The organism is Nocardia arthritidis NBRC 100137 (assembly GCF_001612765.1).
Lineage (GTDB): Bacteria > Actinomycetota > Actinomycetes > Mycobacteriales > Mycobacteriaceae > Nocardia > Nocardia arthritidis.
The window spans coordinates 75,681-89,614 of record NZ_BDBB01000027.1 but is presented as its reverse complement, the minus strand read 5'-3'; the positions used below and the strand labels follow the sequence as shown (position 1 = coordinate 89,614).

At 69.4% G+C, this 13,934-nt stretch carries 12 protein-coding genes and 1 pseudogene; 5 read left to right on the top strand and 8 right to left on the bottom strand.

Annotated elements, in window-relative coordinates:
* Positions 1-98 precede the first annotated feature (98 nt).
* Positions 99-1,694, bottom strand: coding sequence for a DUF2339 domain-containing protein (locus tag NA8_RS20575; protein ID WP_245663922.1), 1,596 nt, complete (start codon positions 1,692-1,694; stop codon positions 99-101).
* Between the two features lie 782 nt (positions 1,695-2,476).
* A complete protein-coding gene (locus NA8_RS20570; RefSeq protein ID WP_245663921.1) occupies positions 2,477-2,932 on the bottom strand; it encodes a hypothetical protein in 456 nt (151 codons plus the stop codon).
* 344 nt (positions 2,933-3,276) lie between these two features.
* On the opposite strand from NA8_RS20570, the gene NA8_RS20565 reads away from it, so the two are divergent.
* Complete coding sequence (locus NA8_RS20565; RefSeq protein WP_062973065.1) at positions 3,277-4,467, top strand: helix-turn-helix domain-containing protein; 1,191 nt, start codon at positions 3,277-3,279, stop codon at positions 4,465-4,467.
* Here the strand turns inward: NA8_RS20565 and NA8_RS20560 are convergent.
* Positions 4,464-4,832 (bottom strand): MerR family transcriptional regulator, encoded by a 369-nt coding sequence (locus tag NA8_RS20560; protein ID WP_040871073.1) that lies wholly within the window; start codon positions 4,830-4,832, stop codon positions 4,464-4,466. The two genes, NA8_RS20565 and NA8_RS20560, sit on opposite strands and share 4 nt — an antisense overlap.
* A gap of 93 nt (positions 4,833-4,925) precedes the next feature.
* Between NA8_RS20560 and NA8_RS32990 the strand changes: the two are divergent.
* Positions 4,926-5,108, top strand: a pseudogene (locus NA8_RS32990) (oxidoreductase); the annotation flags it as partial.
* On the opposite strand, the gene NA8_RS20555 reads toward NA8_RS32990, so the two are convergent.
* From NA8_RS20555 to NA8_RS20540, 4 genes are all read right to left on the bottom strand, one after another.
* The gene (locus NA8_RS20555) at positions 5,086-5,721 is read right to left on the bottom strand and encodes a DUF1707 SHOCT-like domain-containing protein (RefSeq protein WP_157106807.1); all 636 of its coding nucleotides are present in this window, start codon (positions 5,719-5,721) and stop codon (positions 5,086-5,088) included. The pseudogene NA8_RS32990 and the gene NA8_RS20555 sit on opposite strands and share 23 nt — an antisense overlap.
* A gap of 119 nt (positions 5,722-5,840) precedes the next feature.
* Positions 5,841-6,506: a response regulator gene (locus NA8_RS20550; protein ID WP_063051989.1), complete on the bottom strand. Its 666-nt coding sequence runs from the start codon at positions 6,504-6,506 to the stop codon at positions 5,841-5,843.
* A 19-nt stretch (positions 6,507-6,525) separates the two neighbouring features.
* Positions 6,526-7,716, bottom strand: a complete 1,191-nt coding sequence (macS, locus tag NA8_RS20545; RefSeq protein ID WP_084466950.1) for a MacS family sensor histidine kinase — start codon at positions 7,714-7,716, stop codon at positions 6,526-6,528.
* Positions 7,679-8,974, bottom strand: a complete 1,296-nt coding sequence (locus tag NA8_RS20540) for an AI-2E family transporter (RefSeq protein ID WP_084466949.1) — start codon at positions 8,972-8,974, stop codon at positions 7,679-7,681. Before NA8_RS20540 ends, macS begins: the two co-directional genes overlap by 38 nt.
* A gap of 143 nt (positions 8,975-9,117) precedes the next feature.
* Here NA8_RS20540 and NA8_RS20535 point away from each other — a divergent pair, with 143 nt between their 5' ends.
* The 3 genes from NA8_RS20535 to NA8_RS20525 are packed head-to-tail and all read left to right on the top strand — an operon-like array spanning position 9,118 to position 12,138.
* Complete coding sequence (locus NA8_RS20535; protein WP_174550112.1) at positions 9,118-10,638, top strand: adenylate/guanylate cyclase domain-containing protein; 1,521 nt, start codon at positions 9,118-9,120, stop codon at positions 10,636-10,638.
* Positions 10,639-10,642: 4 nt separating this feature from the next.
* Positions 10,643-11,731, top strand: coding sequence for a lysylphosphatidylglycerol synthase transmembrane domain-containing protein (locus NA8_RS20530; RefSeq protein WP_063051988.1), 1,089 nt, complete (start codon positions 10,643-10,645; stop codon positions 11,729-11,731).
* 47 nt (positions 11,732-11,778) lie between these two features.
* Positions 11,779-12,138 carry a DUF3054 domain-containing protein gene (locus NA8_RS20525; protein ID WP_063052016.1) on the top strand — a complete coding sequence of 120 codons (360 nt, stop codon included), beginning with the start codon at positions 11,779-11,781 and terminating at the stop codon, positions 12,136-12,138.
* On the opposite strand, the gene NA8_RS20520 is transcribed toward NA8_RS20525, so the two are convergent.
* Positions 12,139-13,776: an NTF2-like N-terminal transpeptidase domain-containing protein gene (locus NA8_RS20520; protein WP_063051987.1), complete on the bottom strand. Its 1,638-nt coding sequence runs from the start codon at positions 13,774-13,776 to the stop codon at positions 12,139-12,141.
* Between the last annotated feature and the right edge of the window lie 158 nt (positions 13,777-13,934).

Sequence of the window (13,934 nt, the reverse complement as noted above, 5' to 3'; positions counted from 1 at the left end):
TTGACCAGGCGGTATTCCAGCCCGACGGACGTGAGTGCATGGCTTGACGCGTCCGGCTGGATGTATGCCGGACACCGCCGCTGGAGCTGCGGACCGCTTCAGCGCTCTCGGTGCTCCATGGTCACCTCGGCGAAAGCGCGGGCGTAGCGCGTTCCGGCCAGGAGCAGCAGGATGCCGACGATGAGGAAGGCGGCGACGCGGACCAGTCCGTCCAGGGTGGCCAGGTCGAAGAGGAAGAGTTTGGCCAGTGCGGCTGCCGTGACCAACAGCCCTGAGCCCAGGGCGAGTTTGGCCACGGCGGGTGCGGTGGCGAGCCTGCGCAAGCCGAACAGGAGGGCGGCGGTCGCGGCTGCCATCCAGAGGATGGTCGCGGCGCTGTGGCCGACGAGGAAGCCATTCGGCGTCCGGGTGGCGACGCCGATGGAGACCGTCGTCGCGGTGACGGCGTACAACCCGGCGACGCTGGCGGTAATCCATTGCCACTCGGTGCCCGCGGCCGGGCCGGGCACCCGCCGCGCGCACCACAGCGCCACCGCGACCACGCCCAGGGCGAGTACCGCGCCGAGCACGGTCGCCATGCCCAGCTCCGCTTCCGAACGATGCTGTGAGGCGAGTATTTCCGGGCTCGCGACATTCAGCAGCGCGAAGCCCCCGAGCACCGCGAACGCCGTGCCGAGACCCGCCGCCGGACGTGATCTCCGCTGGCCCGCTACGCCCAGGAATGTCAGCGCCACCAGCAGCAGCGCCGTAGGGAGCGTTCGCGGCCCGGTCGCACCGACGCACGCCTCGAGCAAGGCGATCGAGCCCACGACAGCGGCCACGAGCGCGGTATGTCCCGGAATCCACAGGTAGGCGTTCAGTTTCGGCGCCATGGTCACCGCCGCGACAAGCAGAAGCACTCCGGCGGCGATCGAGGCCACCGATACCGGGACCAACCGTCCCTCGAACATCCCCGGAGCCACCAGGATCGGCGCGAGCGCCGCCGCCATTGTCAGCGAGGCAGTGACATCGGCGGCCCGATGCCGGACGGCGACGAGTGTCCCGGTGACCCCGACCAGCGCGACCGCCACCGCGGCGACGAGCACCCAGGTGCGCTCCTCGGCCGCGGGCGTACCGAGGATCACCCCCGCGACGAACGCGAACGTCGCCAATACAGCCGGCAATGTCCGTGCCACGTGCAGATACGGCCAGTTCCGCGTCAATTGCACCGGCACGCAGGCCAGTTGCAACACGATCAAGAACGCGAGCAGGACCGGCCGCGTGGTCAGGATCGGAGACAGCGCCGCCGCGGCGAGGACCACCAGCACCGCGAAAGGCTGCGAGCGCCACTGCATCGCCAGCGCCACGCCCGCGGCGGCGACACCGAAGGCGACGGCGAGCCCGAGCACCGGATGCAGCCAGTGGTAGATGGCGGTCAGCGCGACGACATCGAGGTAAGCGCCCGCGATACCGGTGGCCGCCAGCGCGATACCGCCGACCCGCCCGCCGGATCGCCGGAAGACGCGCACACCGGTACCCACCAGCGCAGCCGAGAAAGCCGCTCCGGCGACAACCCTCGGCACCGGCCCGAAGAACCCCGCCTGCGCGGCCAGTACCAGCAGCATCGCCACGCCGATCAGCGTCACCGCGACACCGGCCAGCGCGAGGATCCGGCTGATCACCCCGTCGCGCTGCCACCACGGGGTGTGCGGCACCGGTGGCTTCGCGCGCGGTGGGGCAGGCGGTCGAGGCGGCATCGGACCGTGTGCGTTCGGCGGCCACGGAGCAGCACCCCATGCGCCACCGGGCGACGGGGCGGAACGCGGAACGTAGTGGGGCTGTGGAGGGGGAACCGGCATACCGGTCGTCGGCGAATGGCCCGGCCGCGGCGGCGTCCCAAATGGCACGGCGCCGGACGGAGCGCGCTCCGATCCCGCGAACCCCCCACCGGCGGGCGTATGAGCCGCACCGGACGACGTACCCGTATCGGCTGCCGTCCGACCAGGAACGCCCGACGCCTGGGTACCCATCCCGCCCGGTGCGGAACTTCTCGGAACCGGAGCACTCGCGTCGTCGACCGTCCGCCCGTGCGTTCCCCCCGCCGCGGATCCACCGGGCGCGTCAGCTGTCCACCCGCGAGCGCCTCCGGTCACGGACGCACCCGACGTGTCAGCAGTAGACCCGCGAGCCTCTCCGGCAACGAGCCCACCCGGCCGCTCGGATCGGCCGCAATCCCCCCGAACGCCGCCCGTATCAGCGGCGACCTGCTCGTGCAGCAGACGCAGATCCTGTCCGAGCACGCCCAGCTGCGTCCCCAACGTGGTGAACTCGCCGGAGAGCCGCGCGAGCAGCACCGGATCGATGGAGGTAGTCATGACTCTCATGCTGATTTCCGCGACGTGCGCGGGCATGAGTAGTTACCCCTGGTAGACAGCCGGGTTCTACCCGACCGGCCCGCACCCGGGGCTGTCGGATACGGACCGGTCACGCCAGGTGGTCAGTAGGCGCGCGAGCCGATGACCTCGTGCACGGCATCGATCACCGCGGCGCGCGGGGGCATGCGCAGGACGCCGGCCGCCGGTTCGCCCGCCCAGTGCCAGCCGAGGGCAGTGTCGGAGCTGGGCAGCAGGATGATGCGACCGCCGGGGACCACGGTGACGCCATGACCGGCGAGGCAGCGGCGAACCGGGACTTCGACCGACCGAGCAGGGCTCGGGGGTGTGACGAGGAAGGTCCAGGTGCGTTCGCCCGGGTCGGCGATCACGGGCGCGGTGTGGTTGCGGTCCAACTGGGCCAGCACTTTCCGGCCCAGTTCCGGCGGCATGACGATCGCCCCGATGATGGATCCGGTGGTGATGATCGGGCGGCCTGCCAGAAGCTGGACCGGCAGCCCGTAGGTATGCCGCAGCAGATGCGCGACTTCATGTGGAGTGTGACAGCTCTCGAACATCATCCTACTCCGCATCACAGAAGCCGAATTCGGTGATGACGGCGGACTTTCGGCATAGCAACACGCGCTGGTCGCGCATCCCTGTGCTGGGATTCGCGGGAAGAGCGCTGACATGGCGCACCGGTCGGGTGGTCTGTGCACCAGGCCGCGGCGCGCGATCAGCGCGCCCGGCCCGCACGGTGGTATTCGGCATGGTTTTCATCGCCGCCGCCCTTTGCAGTCAAAGTTGCAGAAAGGCAACGGTATTCCAACCAGCAGCGAACGAGTCGTACGCAATGTCCCACTTCGGTAGTCCCAGATAACATAGCGTCGTACTCTGAAACCCAGATTTAACAAAGGACTTGGGTATGGACGAATCGTCGATCGGAGTTCGGATCCGCCAGTTCCGCGGCAAGGCGCTCACCCAGCGTCAGCTCGCCGACCAGGCGGGAGTCAGCGTGGATCTGGTGCGCAAGCTCGAGCAGGGCGGCCGCCAGACCGCCTCCATCGCCAGCTTGCAGAAGATAGCGCGCGCCTTGGACGTGGACATCGCCGATCTGATCGGCAAGCGCCAAGGTGTGCCGTCCGCCGATCCGGACGCGGGCATCGTGGCGATCCGCCGCGCCTTGACACCGGTCGACGACCTGCTCGGCGAGACCAAGGAGGAGGCGGCGGTCAGCCTCGACGACGGCCGTCGGGCGGTCGACTACGCCTGGGGCGCCTACTGGTCGGGCCGCTACGAACTGCTGACCTCGATCCTTCCGCCCGGGTTGACCCAGCTGCGCGCCACCGTGCACGCCGCGCGCAACGGTTCGGTCGCGCCTGCCAACGAATTGCTGGCCAGGATGTACTGGGTGACCGGTTGCACGCTGGTGCATCTCGGCCAGACCGATCCGGCGTTCCTGGCTATCCGGCAGGCGCTCACCGCCGCCGAGCTGGGCAACGATCCCCTGCTGCTGGCCACCATCCGCGGTTCGGTGGCCTGGCAGTTGCTGGTGCAGGGCCGCTACGACGAATCGCGCGGCGTCGCGCTCAACGCGGCCGCGACCCTCGAGCCCTCCGGCGACGTCACGCCGACGCACCTGTCCGCCTACGGCTCGCTGGTCTTGCAGGGCGCGACCGCCGCGGGCCGGGCGCAGGACGTGCGGGACGCGTTGTCCCTGGTCGAGGCCGCGAGCGAAGTCGCCATGCGGATCGGCGTGGACCGGCAGGACTACGAGACCTATTTCGGCCCCTCACAGGTCGTCATGCAGACGGTCGATGTCAACGTCTCCTCCGAGCGCTACCCGGAGGCGCTGGCCGCGGCCAAGAACATGCCGGTCAACGGCAGCCTGCCGCAGGCGTCGCGGGCCCGGCACCTCGCCGACACGGCGGTCGCCCTGACGCGCACCGGGCAGCATCGGCGCGCGCTGGACGCCTTGCTCACCGCGGAACGGGTGGGCGGCGCGGACTGGCTGAAATACCAGACCCTGCCGCGTCATATCGTGTCCGAACTGCTCGACCACGACCGGAAGGTGCCGCTGCGCGCGTTCGCCCGCCGGGTCGGGGTCAACACCTAGGTCGCCGCCCGTTCACCGGCCCGTTCGATCACCTCGTCCAGCACCTCGCGCGAGCGCACGAGATCGTTGATGGTGCGAGTGATCCGCTCCCGTTCCGTCCGCAGCTCGTCGACCAGCGCGGGCGTGGCGTACTCGTTGGGACCGCCGTCCGCGTCGCGCATGCAGGGCAGGATCCGCGAGATCTTCTTGCTGGTGAGTCCCGCCGCGAGCAGCTCCTGGATGTGGATGACCCGGTCCACCGCCCGCTCCGGATAGTCGCGATGACCGCCGGGGGTGCGATCGGAGGCCAGCATGCCTTGCTGCTCGTAGTAGCGCAGCGACCGCTCACTCACCCCGGTCCGCTCCGCGAGTTCCCCGATTCGCATCCGCCACCTGGCCTTTCCCGTTCCGGCTTGAATCTCACATCGATGTCAAGTTTTACGGTACTACCATGACGGACACAGCGGCCCCCGCCCTTTGCGAATGGCTACCTTCTGCCCCAATCCCCGGCGCAGAACACCAATCAGCGCACCGACTCCTACGGCGGGTCCGTGGCCAACCGCATCCGTTTCACCCGTGAAGTGGTCGAAGCGGTCGCCGGCGCGATCGGCGCCGCGCGCGTCGGTGCGACCCGGCGGCTCAGCGACCCATCAACCGCCGCCACTGCGCGATGAGTGGATGCTTCGCGGTGACCGATCCGAATCGCATTTTTCCGTGCACCACCAGATGCAGCGGGCCGATCGGCGGGCCGGTGCGGACCTTGTTGTTCACGCTGGAACCGATCAGCTCCAGACCGTTCAGGTCGACGGTGGCCTCCGCGGGCACGATCAGGGTGATCGAGCCGAAGAAGTCGTCGACACGCAGTTCGACCACTTGGGTCGACATGATCGCCGCGGTGAAGTCCAAGGTGACCCCGGACAGCCAGTTGTTCAGATGCAGCGTGGGCGGCACCTGCCACGAGCCGCGGCGGTTCACCCCGGACAACCGCGAACGGATCACGTTGCCCGTGGCATTCGGGCCGGGGGCCTGCCTGGCGAACGCGGGCGAGGTGTTCACGAACGTCGACGGCGCCGCGGCGGGCTGTCCGACCAGGCGCACACCGGGCAGATCGATGAGGACGGCGTTCAACTCGCCGCGCGTCCTGGCGGCCAGAGCCGTGTCCATCCGCTCGGTGAATTCGCCGAGCGAGAGCATGCCGAGGCCGACGGCGCGCTGCAACAGTTGACCGACGTGTTCCCGCTCGGCGTCCGACACGCGCAGTTCCCGGTCGCCCACCGCGCCGCCGGAGCCGACCGCCTTCGATACCGATTCGGGCCCACCCATGTGATCGAGGTTACCGAGCGCGCGGCCACCGCCGCATCAGGGCGATCCCTGATTCGGGGGGGGTGCCGGGCCTACTCGAGCCCCTGTTCGATGGCGTAGCGGGTCAACTCGACCCGGTTCGCCAGCTGCAATTTTCGCAGCGTCGCCTGCACGTGGTTCTCCACGGTGCGATGGCTCAGTCCCAGTCGCGTCGCTATCTGCTTGGCGGACAACCCTTTCGCCACCATCCGCAGCACCTCGGTCTCCCGCTCGGTGAGCGCGGGCCGGTGTGGCTCGTCCGGCTGCGCGGGCGCGGTCGCCATCCGCCGGTATTCGCCGAGCACCAGCCCGGCCAGCCCGGGAGTGAACACCGCTTGACCGGCCGCGGTGGCGCGCACGGCGTCGATGAGTTCGGCCGCCGACGCGCTTTTCACCAGGTATCCCGAGGCGCCCGCCTTGATCGCGTCGAGTACGTCGTCGCGCTCGGCCGAGGCCGAGAGCACCAGCACCCGGCTCTGCGGCGACACCCGCAGCACCTCGGCGGTGGCCTGCGCCCCGTTGCCGTCGGGCAGCTGCATGTCCATAAGCACCACGTCCGGGCGCACCGCCGCGGCGCGCCTGCCCGCCGCGGCGACACCGTCGGCCGTGGCCGTCACCAGGAATCCGGCCTCGGTGAGATCGCGGGAGACGCCGTCACGCCACATCGGGTGGTCGTCCACCACCATCACCGAAATGGACTCGGCCGCCTGGTCCGTCATCCGTGCCTCCCGTCGTCGCTCATCTGGGCACCCGGAATTCCCATTCGGTGCCGAACCCGACCCCGCCGTCGATCTCGGTGAGCAGGTCCGCGCTGCCGCCCAGGGCCGCGATCCGGCCGACGATCGATCGGGAGACCCCCATGCGCCCTTCGGCTTCCGCCTCGGCCAGCCGGCCCGGCGGGATGCCGACGCCATCGTCGCGCACACTGATCACCAGTTCGTCGCCGGTGTCCTCCAGTAGGACATATGCTCTCGCATCCGGCCCCGCGTGTAGTTCCACATTGGACAGCGCCGTGGCGACGGCCGAGGCGATCTCGTTCGCCATCCAGCGGCCGACCCGCACCGGCTCGCCGGGCGTGGACACCGATACCGTGGGGGTTGATTGCGCGGTCAGCAGGGGCCGCAGGTCGACCTCGGAGCCCCCCGCGTCCCGGTGATCGGCCTGCTCGGTGATCAGCACGCGCAGCGCCACCTCCTGCTCACCGGCTCGCAACGCCAATTCCTCCGTGGGCCCGCCGATCTCGCTGCCGCGGCGCTTGATGTAGCTGAGTACTTGCAACACCCCGTCGTGCACCTCGCGGGAGAGCCGTTCGCGCTCCTCGGCCGCCGCGGTCAGGCGCACCGCTCGCTCCAGCTGATCCTGGGCGCGGCGGGCGGTATTGGCGGCCAAACCGAGCGCGAGGCCCACCGAGACGAGCACCGGCACCGTCGCGTCCGTCCACACGTCCTCACCCCACTGGTCGCGCACCGTCAGTGCCACCGCGGCGATCAACGCTCCGGACAGCACGCCTGCGAACGGGCCGCGCAGGATCGCCGCCCCGATCACGGCGTTGGTCGCCCACAGCGTGGTCGGCAACGTCTGATGTCCGTGATACCAGCCGTAATCGGCGACCAGGCGGGTGGCGGCCATCAGCCCGATCACGACCACGTGGTCGCCGATCACCACCCAGACGCGCAGCCGAGCCACCTCGGGAAAATGCCACTGCGACAACATGATCGCCGAAGCACCCGACCACACCGCCATCAGGGCGACGAGCACCCAGCTCAACCGCTGATTCGTGTAGTACGGTGCCGAGGCGATCTGCTGTCCGACCGCGTACAGCAGCGTGACCAGCCGCAGCGCCTGCGCGGCCCGCCACAGCGGTGTGGTCGCCACGTCGGCCGAGCGCGGCTCAGGCCTGCGCCGTGCCGTCGCCGGCTTGCCCGACATCATCGGAATCCGCCTTCTGCTGTGCCGCCTTCATCGCCTCCGCCCGCCTCCGGGTCGCCTCCATGAGCGTCGCCGCCACGTCGAACCGGCCGGGATCGGGGTGATCGGGTTCGGCTTGATACAGCGGCCGATGGTCGCGGCCGGTCTGTAGTTCCTCGTACAGCTCCTCCGGTCCCTCGAGCAACGACCGGATCGCGGTGTTCATCACCGCGACGAACGGCACCGCGAGCAGACCTCCCGCGATCCCGCCGATCACCACGCCCGCCGTGATCGCCAGCACCACGGCCAGCGGATGAATGCTCACCGCCCGCCCGAGCAGCAGCGGTTGCAGCACGTGACCCTCGAGCTGCATCACCGCGATGATGATGCCGAGCACGATCAGTGCGGTGACCAGCCCTTTGGTTACCAACGCGATGAACACCGCGATGAACCCGGCCAGGAACGCGCCGATGATCGGGATGAACGCGCCGATGAATACCAGCGAGGCCAGCGGGAGCGCCAAGGGCACCCCGAGAATGGCCAGCCCGGCGCCGATGCCGATGGCGTCCACCGCGGCGACCACGACGGTCGCGCGGACGAATCCGACCAGCGTGCCGAACCCGAGCTGCCCGGCGGTGCGGACCCGCTCACGGTGGTCGGTGGGCACGATCCTGGTGACGAATTCCCAGATCTGGTCGCCGCCGTAGAGGAAGAAGATGAGGATGAACAGCGTCAGGAAGGTGCCGGTCAGCAACTCGCCGATGACGGTGGCGGTGGTGAGCGCCCCGCTGGTCAGGCTGTCCTGATTGGACTGGATCGCCTTGACGGCGGCGTCGCCCACGTTGCGGATCTGTTCGTTGCTCAGATGCAGCCTGCCGTTGATCAGCCAGTCCTGGATCTGGTGGATGCTGTCGGTGAACTTGTTCGACAGCTCCGGCACACCGGCGACGAACTGTTCGACGACGAAGGTCATGATGCCCGCGACCACACCGATCGACCCGACCAGCGCAACGAAGACGCCCACCGCGCGCGGCACGCCCAAGCGCTGCATCCAGTCCACCAGCGGTGCGAGCAGGGCCGCCGCGAGCAGCGCGATGGCGAGCGGAATCACCACGGTCGCCAGTTTCTGCACGATCGCCGCCGCCGCGAGCGCCAGCGCGAACAGCACCAGCAGCCGCCAGCCCCACTCCGCCGACACCCGCACGATCGGATGCACCGTCTCCGCGGCGTGCCGTGACAGCGTGATTTTCCGCTCTGGACTTGGCTTCGGGTCGGTCACCTCCGTGAGCCTAACCGGCTCGGCCGCACCCTGTCCGCGATCATCGGCGCCGCGACCGCCGCGCAGCGCCGCGGATATGCCGACATGATCGAAACGCTAGATTGGACCCCGTGTCAGCGCCTCTGGAAGCGGTCAAACAGACCATGCGAACGCGCTGGCCGCTGTACCTGACATCGATGCTGCTGGCGAACGCTTTCGGCGCGGTTCTGGTGTGGGCGTTCATCCAGTACGGGCTACCCGTCCCCGAGGGCGAGCCCTCCGGCGCCAGGCGCACCGGCCTGCTGATCCCGGCCGTGGTCTTCGTGGCGGGCGGCCTGCTCAGCATGGCCGCCTCCGCGTTGATGCTGCGTCCGGTGATGCGCTGGCAGATGCGCGGCGGACCGCCCAGCCGTCAAGAGCAGATGGCCGCGCTGCACGCACCGCTGCGCCAGGCGATCCTGCATCTCGCGCTGTGGCTGATCGGCGGCGCCGTGCTGGCCACGCTGATCATCAAGGACACTCCCGCGCTGGCAGGCGCGGTCATCATCACCGAGTGCATGGCCGCGACCATCGTGTTCGGTTTCACCTACATGCTGGGCGAACGCATTCTGCGCCCGGTCGCGGCCCAGGCGCTGACCGAGGGCACCTTCGACCACACCCTGACCCCGGGCGTCGGCACCAGGATGGCGATGACCTGGGGCATGGGCACCTTCGCGCCCACCATCGCGATCGTGCTGCTGTGCGTCACCCAGATCTCCTCGGAGGTGAAGTTCTCCGCGCAGTCGCTGGCCATCTCCATCCTGCTGCTGTGCGGCGTGGTGATCATGCAGGCGCTCGCGCTGTCCATGCTCACCGGTTCGAGCATCTCCGACCCGGTGCGCCAGCTCAGCCAAGCCATCGATCGGGTACAGGCCGGGGCGCGCGACGTGCAGGTCGAGGTCTTCGACGGCAGCGAGATCGGGCTGCTGCAGGTGGGCTTCAACCGGATGATGGAGGAGGCCGCCAAGCGTCGCCAGCTCCAGGAACTGTTCGGTCAGCACGTCGGCGAGGAGGTGGCGCAGCGGGCGCTGGACTACGGCACCGAACTCGGCGGCGAGACCCGCTTCGTCGCAGTGCTGTTCGTCGACATGGTCGGCTCAACCGCCGCCGCGGCCGAGCGGCCGCCCACCGAGGTGGTCAGCCTGCTCAACGAGTTCTTCCGCATCGTGGTCGATGTGATCCACCGCCACCACGGCTTCGTGAACAAATTCGTCGGCGACGCGGCGCTGGCCATCTTCGGCGCACCGCTCGACCGCCCGGACGCGCCGACCGCCGCGCTCGCCGCCGCACGCGAACTGCGCGAAACCCTCCGGGAAGTCCCCGGCCTCGACATCGGTATCGGTGTTTCGGCGGGCTTGGCCGTCGCGGGGAACATCGGCGCGGCCAACCGCTTCGAGTACACGGTGATCGGTGATCCGGTCAATGAGGCATCCCGGCTCACCGAGCTGGCCAAAGAACGTCCCGGCCGGACGCTGGCCTCGGGCAGCGCGCTGTATTTCGCCGAGGAAAGCGAGCAGGACCAGTGGGAAACCGGCGACGAGGTGCAGCTGCGCGGCAGACGCAGGAAAACGCTGCTGGCCTGGCCACGAGAACAGGCCGACGCGCCCGACGATGCCGATGCCGAAACGGCGCGTTCGTTAGGCTGACCGCGTGACGGCCGACGGGGAACTGGCAGGCGATCCTGCGCCGCCGCCCACGGCGGGTTCCCGCCGTGGCAGATTCCGCTGGCTGAAGTGGGTGCTCGGCGCGGCCCTGCTTGCCCTGCTGATCGCCGAGGGCGTGTACCTCTGGCCGCGCCTGCACGAGTCCTGGCGCAAACTCACCGAGATCCACTGGGGTTGGCTGGCCGGCTCGATCTGGCTGCAGGCCGTGTCGATGAGCGGCTTCGCCAGGGTGCAGAAACAGCTGCTCAACGCGGGCGGCGTCGCGGTGAGTCAGCGGAAATCCGTCGCGGTGGTCTATGGTGCGACGGCGATGTCGGTGACCTTGCCCGCGGGCCAGGTATTCTCCACCGCGTTCACCTACCGACAGACCAGGCGCTGGGGCGCCAGTCCGATCGTCGCCTCGTGGCAGCTGGTGTTCTCCGGCGTGGTCGCGACAGTGGGCCTGGCGCTGCTCGGGGTCGGCGGCACGCTGCTGTCGGGCGGGCGAGTGGGTCCGCTGAACCTGATCCTCTCGCTGGCCGCCGTCGTCGCGCTGGTGTGGGCGGGCAATCACATCTCGCGTGATCCCGGTTCGCTCGAGGCGCTGGCGCGCAGACTGCTCGCATTGGTCAACCGGGCGCGCAAACGGCCACCGGGGCAGGGGGCGGACAAGATCGCGGACGTGCTCGGCCAACTGGAATCGGTTGACCTCGGCAAGCGCGACGGCCTGTTGGTGGCGCTCTGGGCGCTGATGCATCGTTTCGCCGACGTCGCCTGCCTCGGTGCGGCCTGTTACGCGGTCGGCGCCGATCCGCGCATCGCCGGTCTGTTGCTCGCGTTCGCCGTCGGCAAGGCGGTGGGGTCCATCCCGTTCGCGCCGGGCGGCATCGTCTACGTCGACGCGACGCTGATCTACGGTCTCACCGCCGCCGCGGGCCTGCCCGCCGCGCAGGCGGTCGCCGCGGCGTTCGTCTATCGGATGGTGAGTTTCGTCCTGGTCGCGATCGTCGGCTGGATCGTGTTCGGGTTCCTGTTCCGCACCCGGCAGGCCGACGACGAAGAGTTCGAGAAGGAATTCGAGCAGCGCCGGCTGTGACCGCCGCCGTGGCGCTGCTCTTCGAAAGCCCCGTTACGCTGGCCCGCGTGAGGAAACTGCTGCCCTTCGTGGTCGATGCGCTGCTCGTCGTCGTCTTCTGCGCTATCGGCAGGCGCAGCCACGACGAGGCGGTGCTCACCGGTCTGCTGCGCACCGTGTGGCCGTTCGCGACCGGTTTGATCGTGGGCTGGCTCGTCGTCGTGGCGCTCAGGTGGCGCGACGCGCGGGGCGACATCACCGCCCTGTGGCCCGCCGGCGTCGTGATCTGGGCTTGCACCCTGATCGGGGGCATGCTGCTGCGCGTGGTCGGTGGTCAGGGCACGGCGGTCAGCTTCGTGCTGGTGGCCGGCGTGGTGCTCGCGGTGTTCCTGCTCGGCTGGCGCGCGGTGTACAAAGCCGTGCGGTGATCACGGCTCCGGCGTCGCCAGCGCCTGCAGCATCCTGGCCGCCATCCGCGCGGTCGCGTCCTGGCTGTCCACATCGTTGATATGGATCGCGAAGACCAGATCGCCCATCGCCCCGATGAGCCACCCGTCCGGGCCCGCGGTCACGGCGAACGCGTCGACGTCTCGGTAGCGGCGCACGGCGGCCAGCTCCGGCGCGTTGGTGGCGTCGCGCAGCATGACGCGCAGCCGGTCGGCGGTCTGCGGCGGCAGCGGGTCGAGCGGGGCATCGGTTGTGCTCGGGCGCCCGGCCTCGATCATCGGCGGCGGCACCGCTCCGCGCACGATCGCGGCCGCGGCGATGGCCATGCCGAACGGGCTGGCCAGCACGGCGTCCGAACCGCCGCCTTGCACCACCTGCTCGGCACTGCGTCCCGCGACGGCCAAACGGCCGGTCACCTCGTCGAGGCCGGGCACCTTGAAGTCGATGCCGACGCCGAGCGCGGTCGCCGCCTCGGCCGCGTCCTGTACCGAGACGTCCTGTGGCGCCTTCCCCTTCGCCGAGGCCGCGACGGCGCGGAACAGCTCCATGTTGCCGCCCACCGGATACAACCCGGTGAATGCCACCGAGCCGTGCTCACTGGCCTGGCTGTTCTGCGCTGCCGCCACCACCGCCCCGGTGGACGGCTGGATCGCCACGATCGAGGCCTGGGTGGCCACGCTGACCACCGCGTCCTCGGCGGCACGCTGCAAACGCTGGTCCATCGTGCCCGCGATGTCCGGTCCCGGCGGACCCTGCTGACCGGCGAGCTGGGTGATGAACCGCCCGTCCTGTTCGAACAGCTGGACCCCCCAGCCGGAATGCGCCTCCTGGCTTTCCTGCTGCACCTTGCGCAGCGCGTCGAGCATCGGCGACCAGACCCGGCGGTCGGCGGAGATCAGCCGCGGCTGCTTCTCCAGCACCACGCCGGGAATCGGCGCCATCCGCGGTTCCAGGATCTCGAAGTCACCCTCGCGCAGGTTCACCGCGACGATCGGCTTGCCCTGCGAGGTGGCCAGTTGCTGCATCAGCGATGGGCCGGTGATCAGCGGCGCGACCGGCTCGATGGCCTTGGCCAGCGCGTCGGTCGACGCGACCGGGTCGGGCATCTTGCCGGGATCGAGCTTGACCACGTTGATGGTCTGCTCGGTCATCAGCGGTGCGCCCGCGATGTCGTTGACCCGCGGCGGGGGCGTCGGGTAGGTGCGCACCAGCTGCACCGTCCGGTTGTGCGTCAGCTGCGGCATCACGACCGCGGGCTCCCAGGAGATCCGCCAGCCGATGGCCAGCTTGCGCACATTGCCCTCGAGGCTGTAGTTCCAGGTCTTCCGCTCGCCGAAGTTCCACTCGACGTCCATGCTGAAGATCGCGGACTGGGCGTCCAGACCGATGAACTGGGTCTTGCGGTAGTCGACCTTCGCTCCCCGCAGCCCGGTAAACATTTGCTTGAGGGTTGCCGTGGCCGCGGTGGGGTACGACGTCAGGTCCGCCGCCTTGGTGTAGTCCTGATCGTCGAGCAGATCCGTGAAGCGCTCCACGACCGCTTCGGCTTCGTTCCGCTTCTCGTGTATCCCGCACGACCCGATCCCGAGCGCGAGCGCCGCCACCCCCATGAGTGCCATTGCGCCGCGAACACGAAAGCGGCGGGATCCCCACACGTCCATGTCGCCCACTCTTCACTCTTGTCACTCCAGTAACAAGACCACCGTACCCGAAAAAGACCAGACCGCGATGCCTCCGTAGCGAGGACGTTACCCATGCTCAGCATCCCAATTGTGCC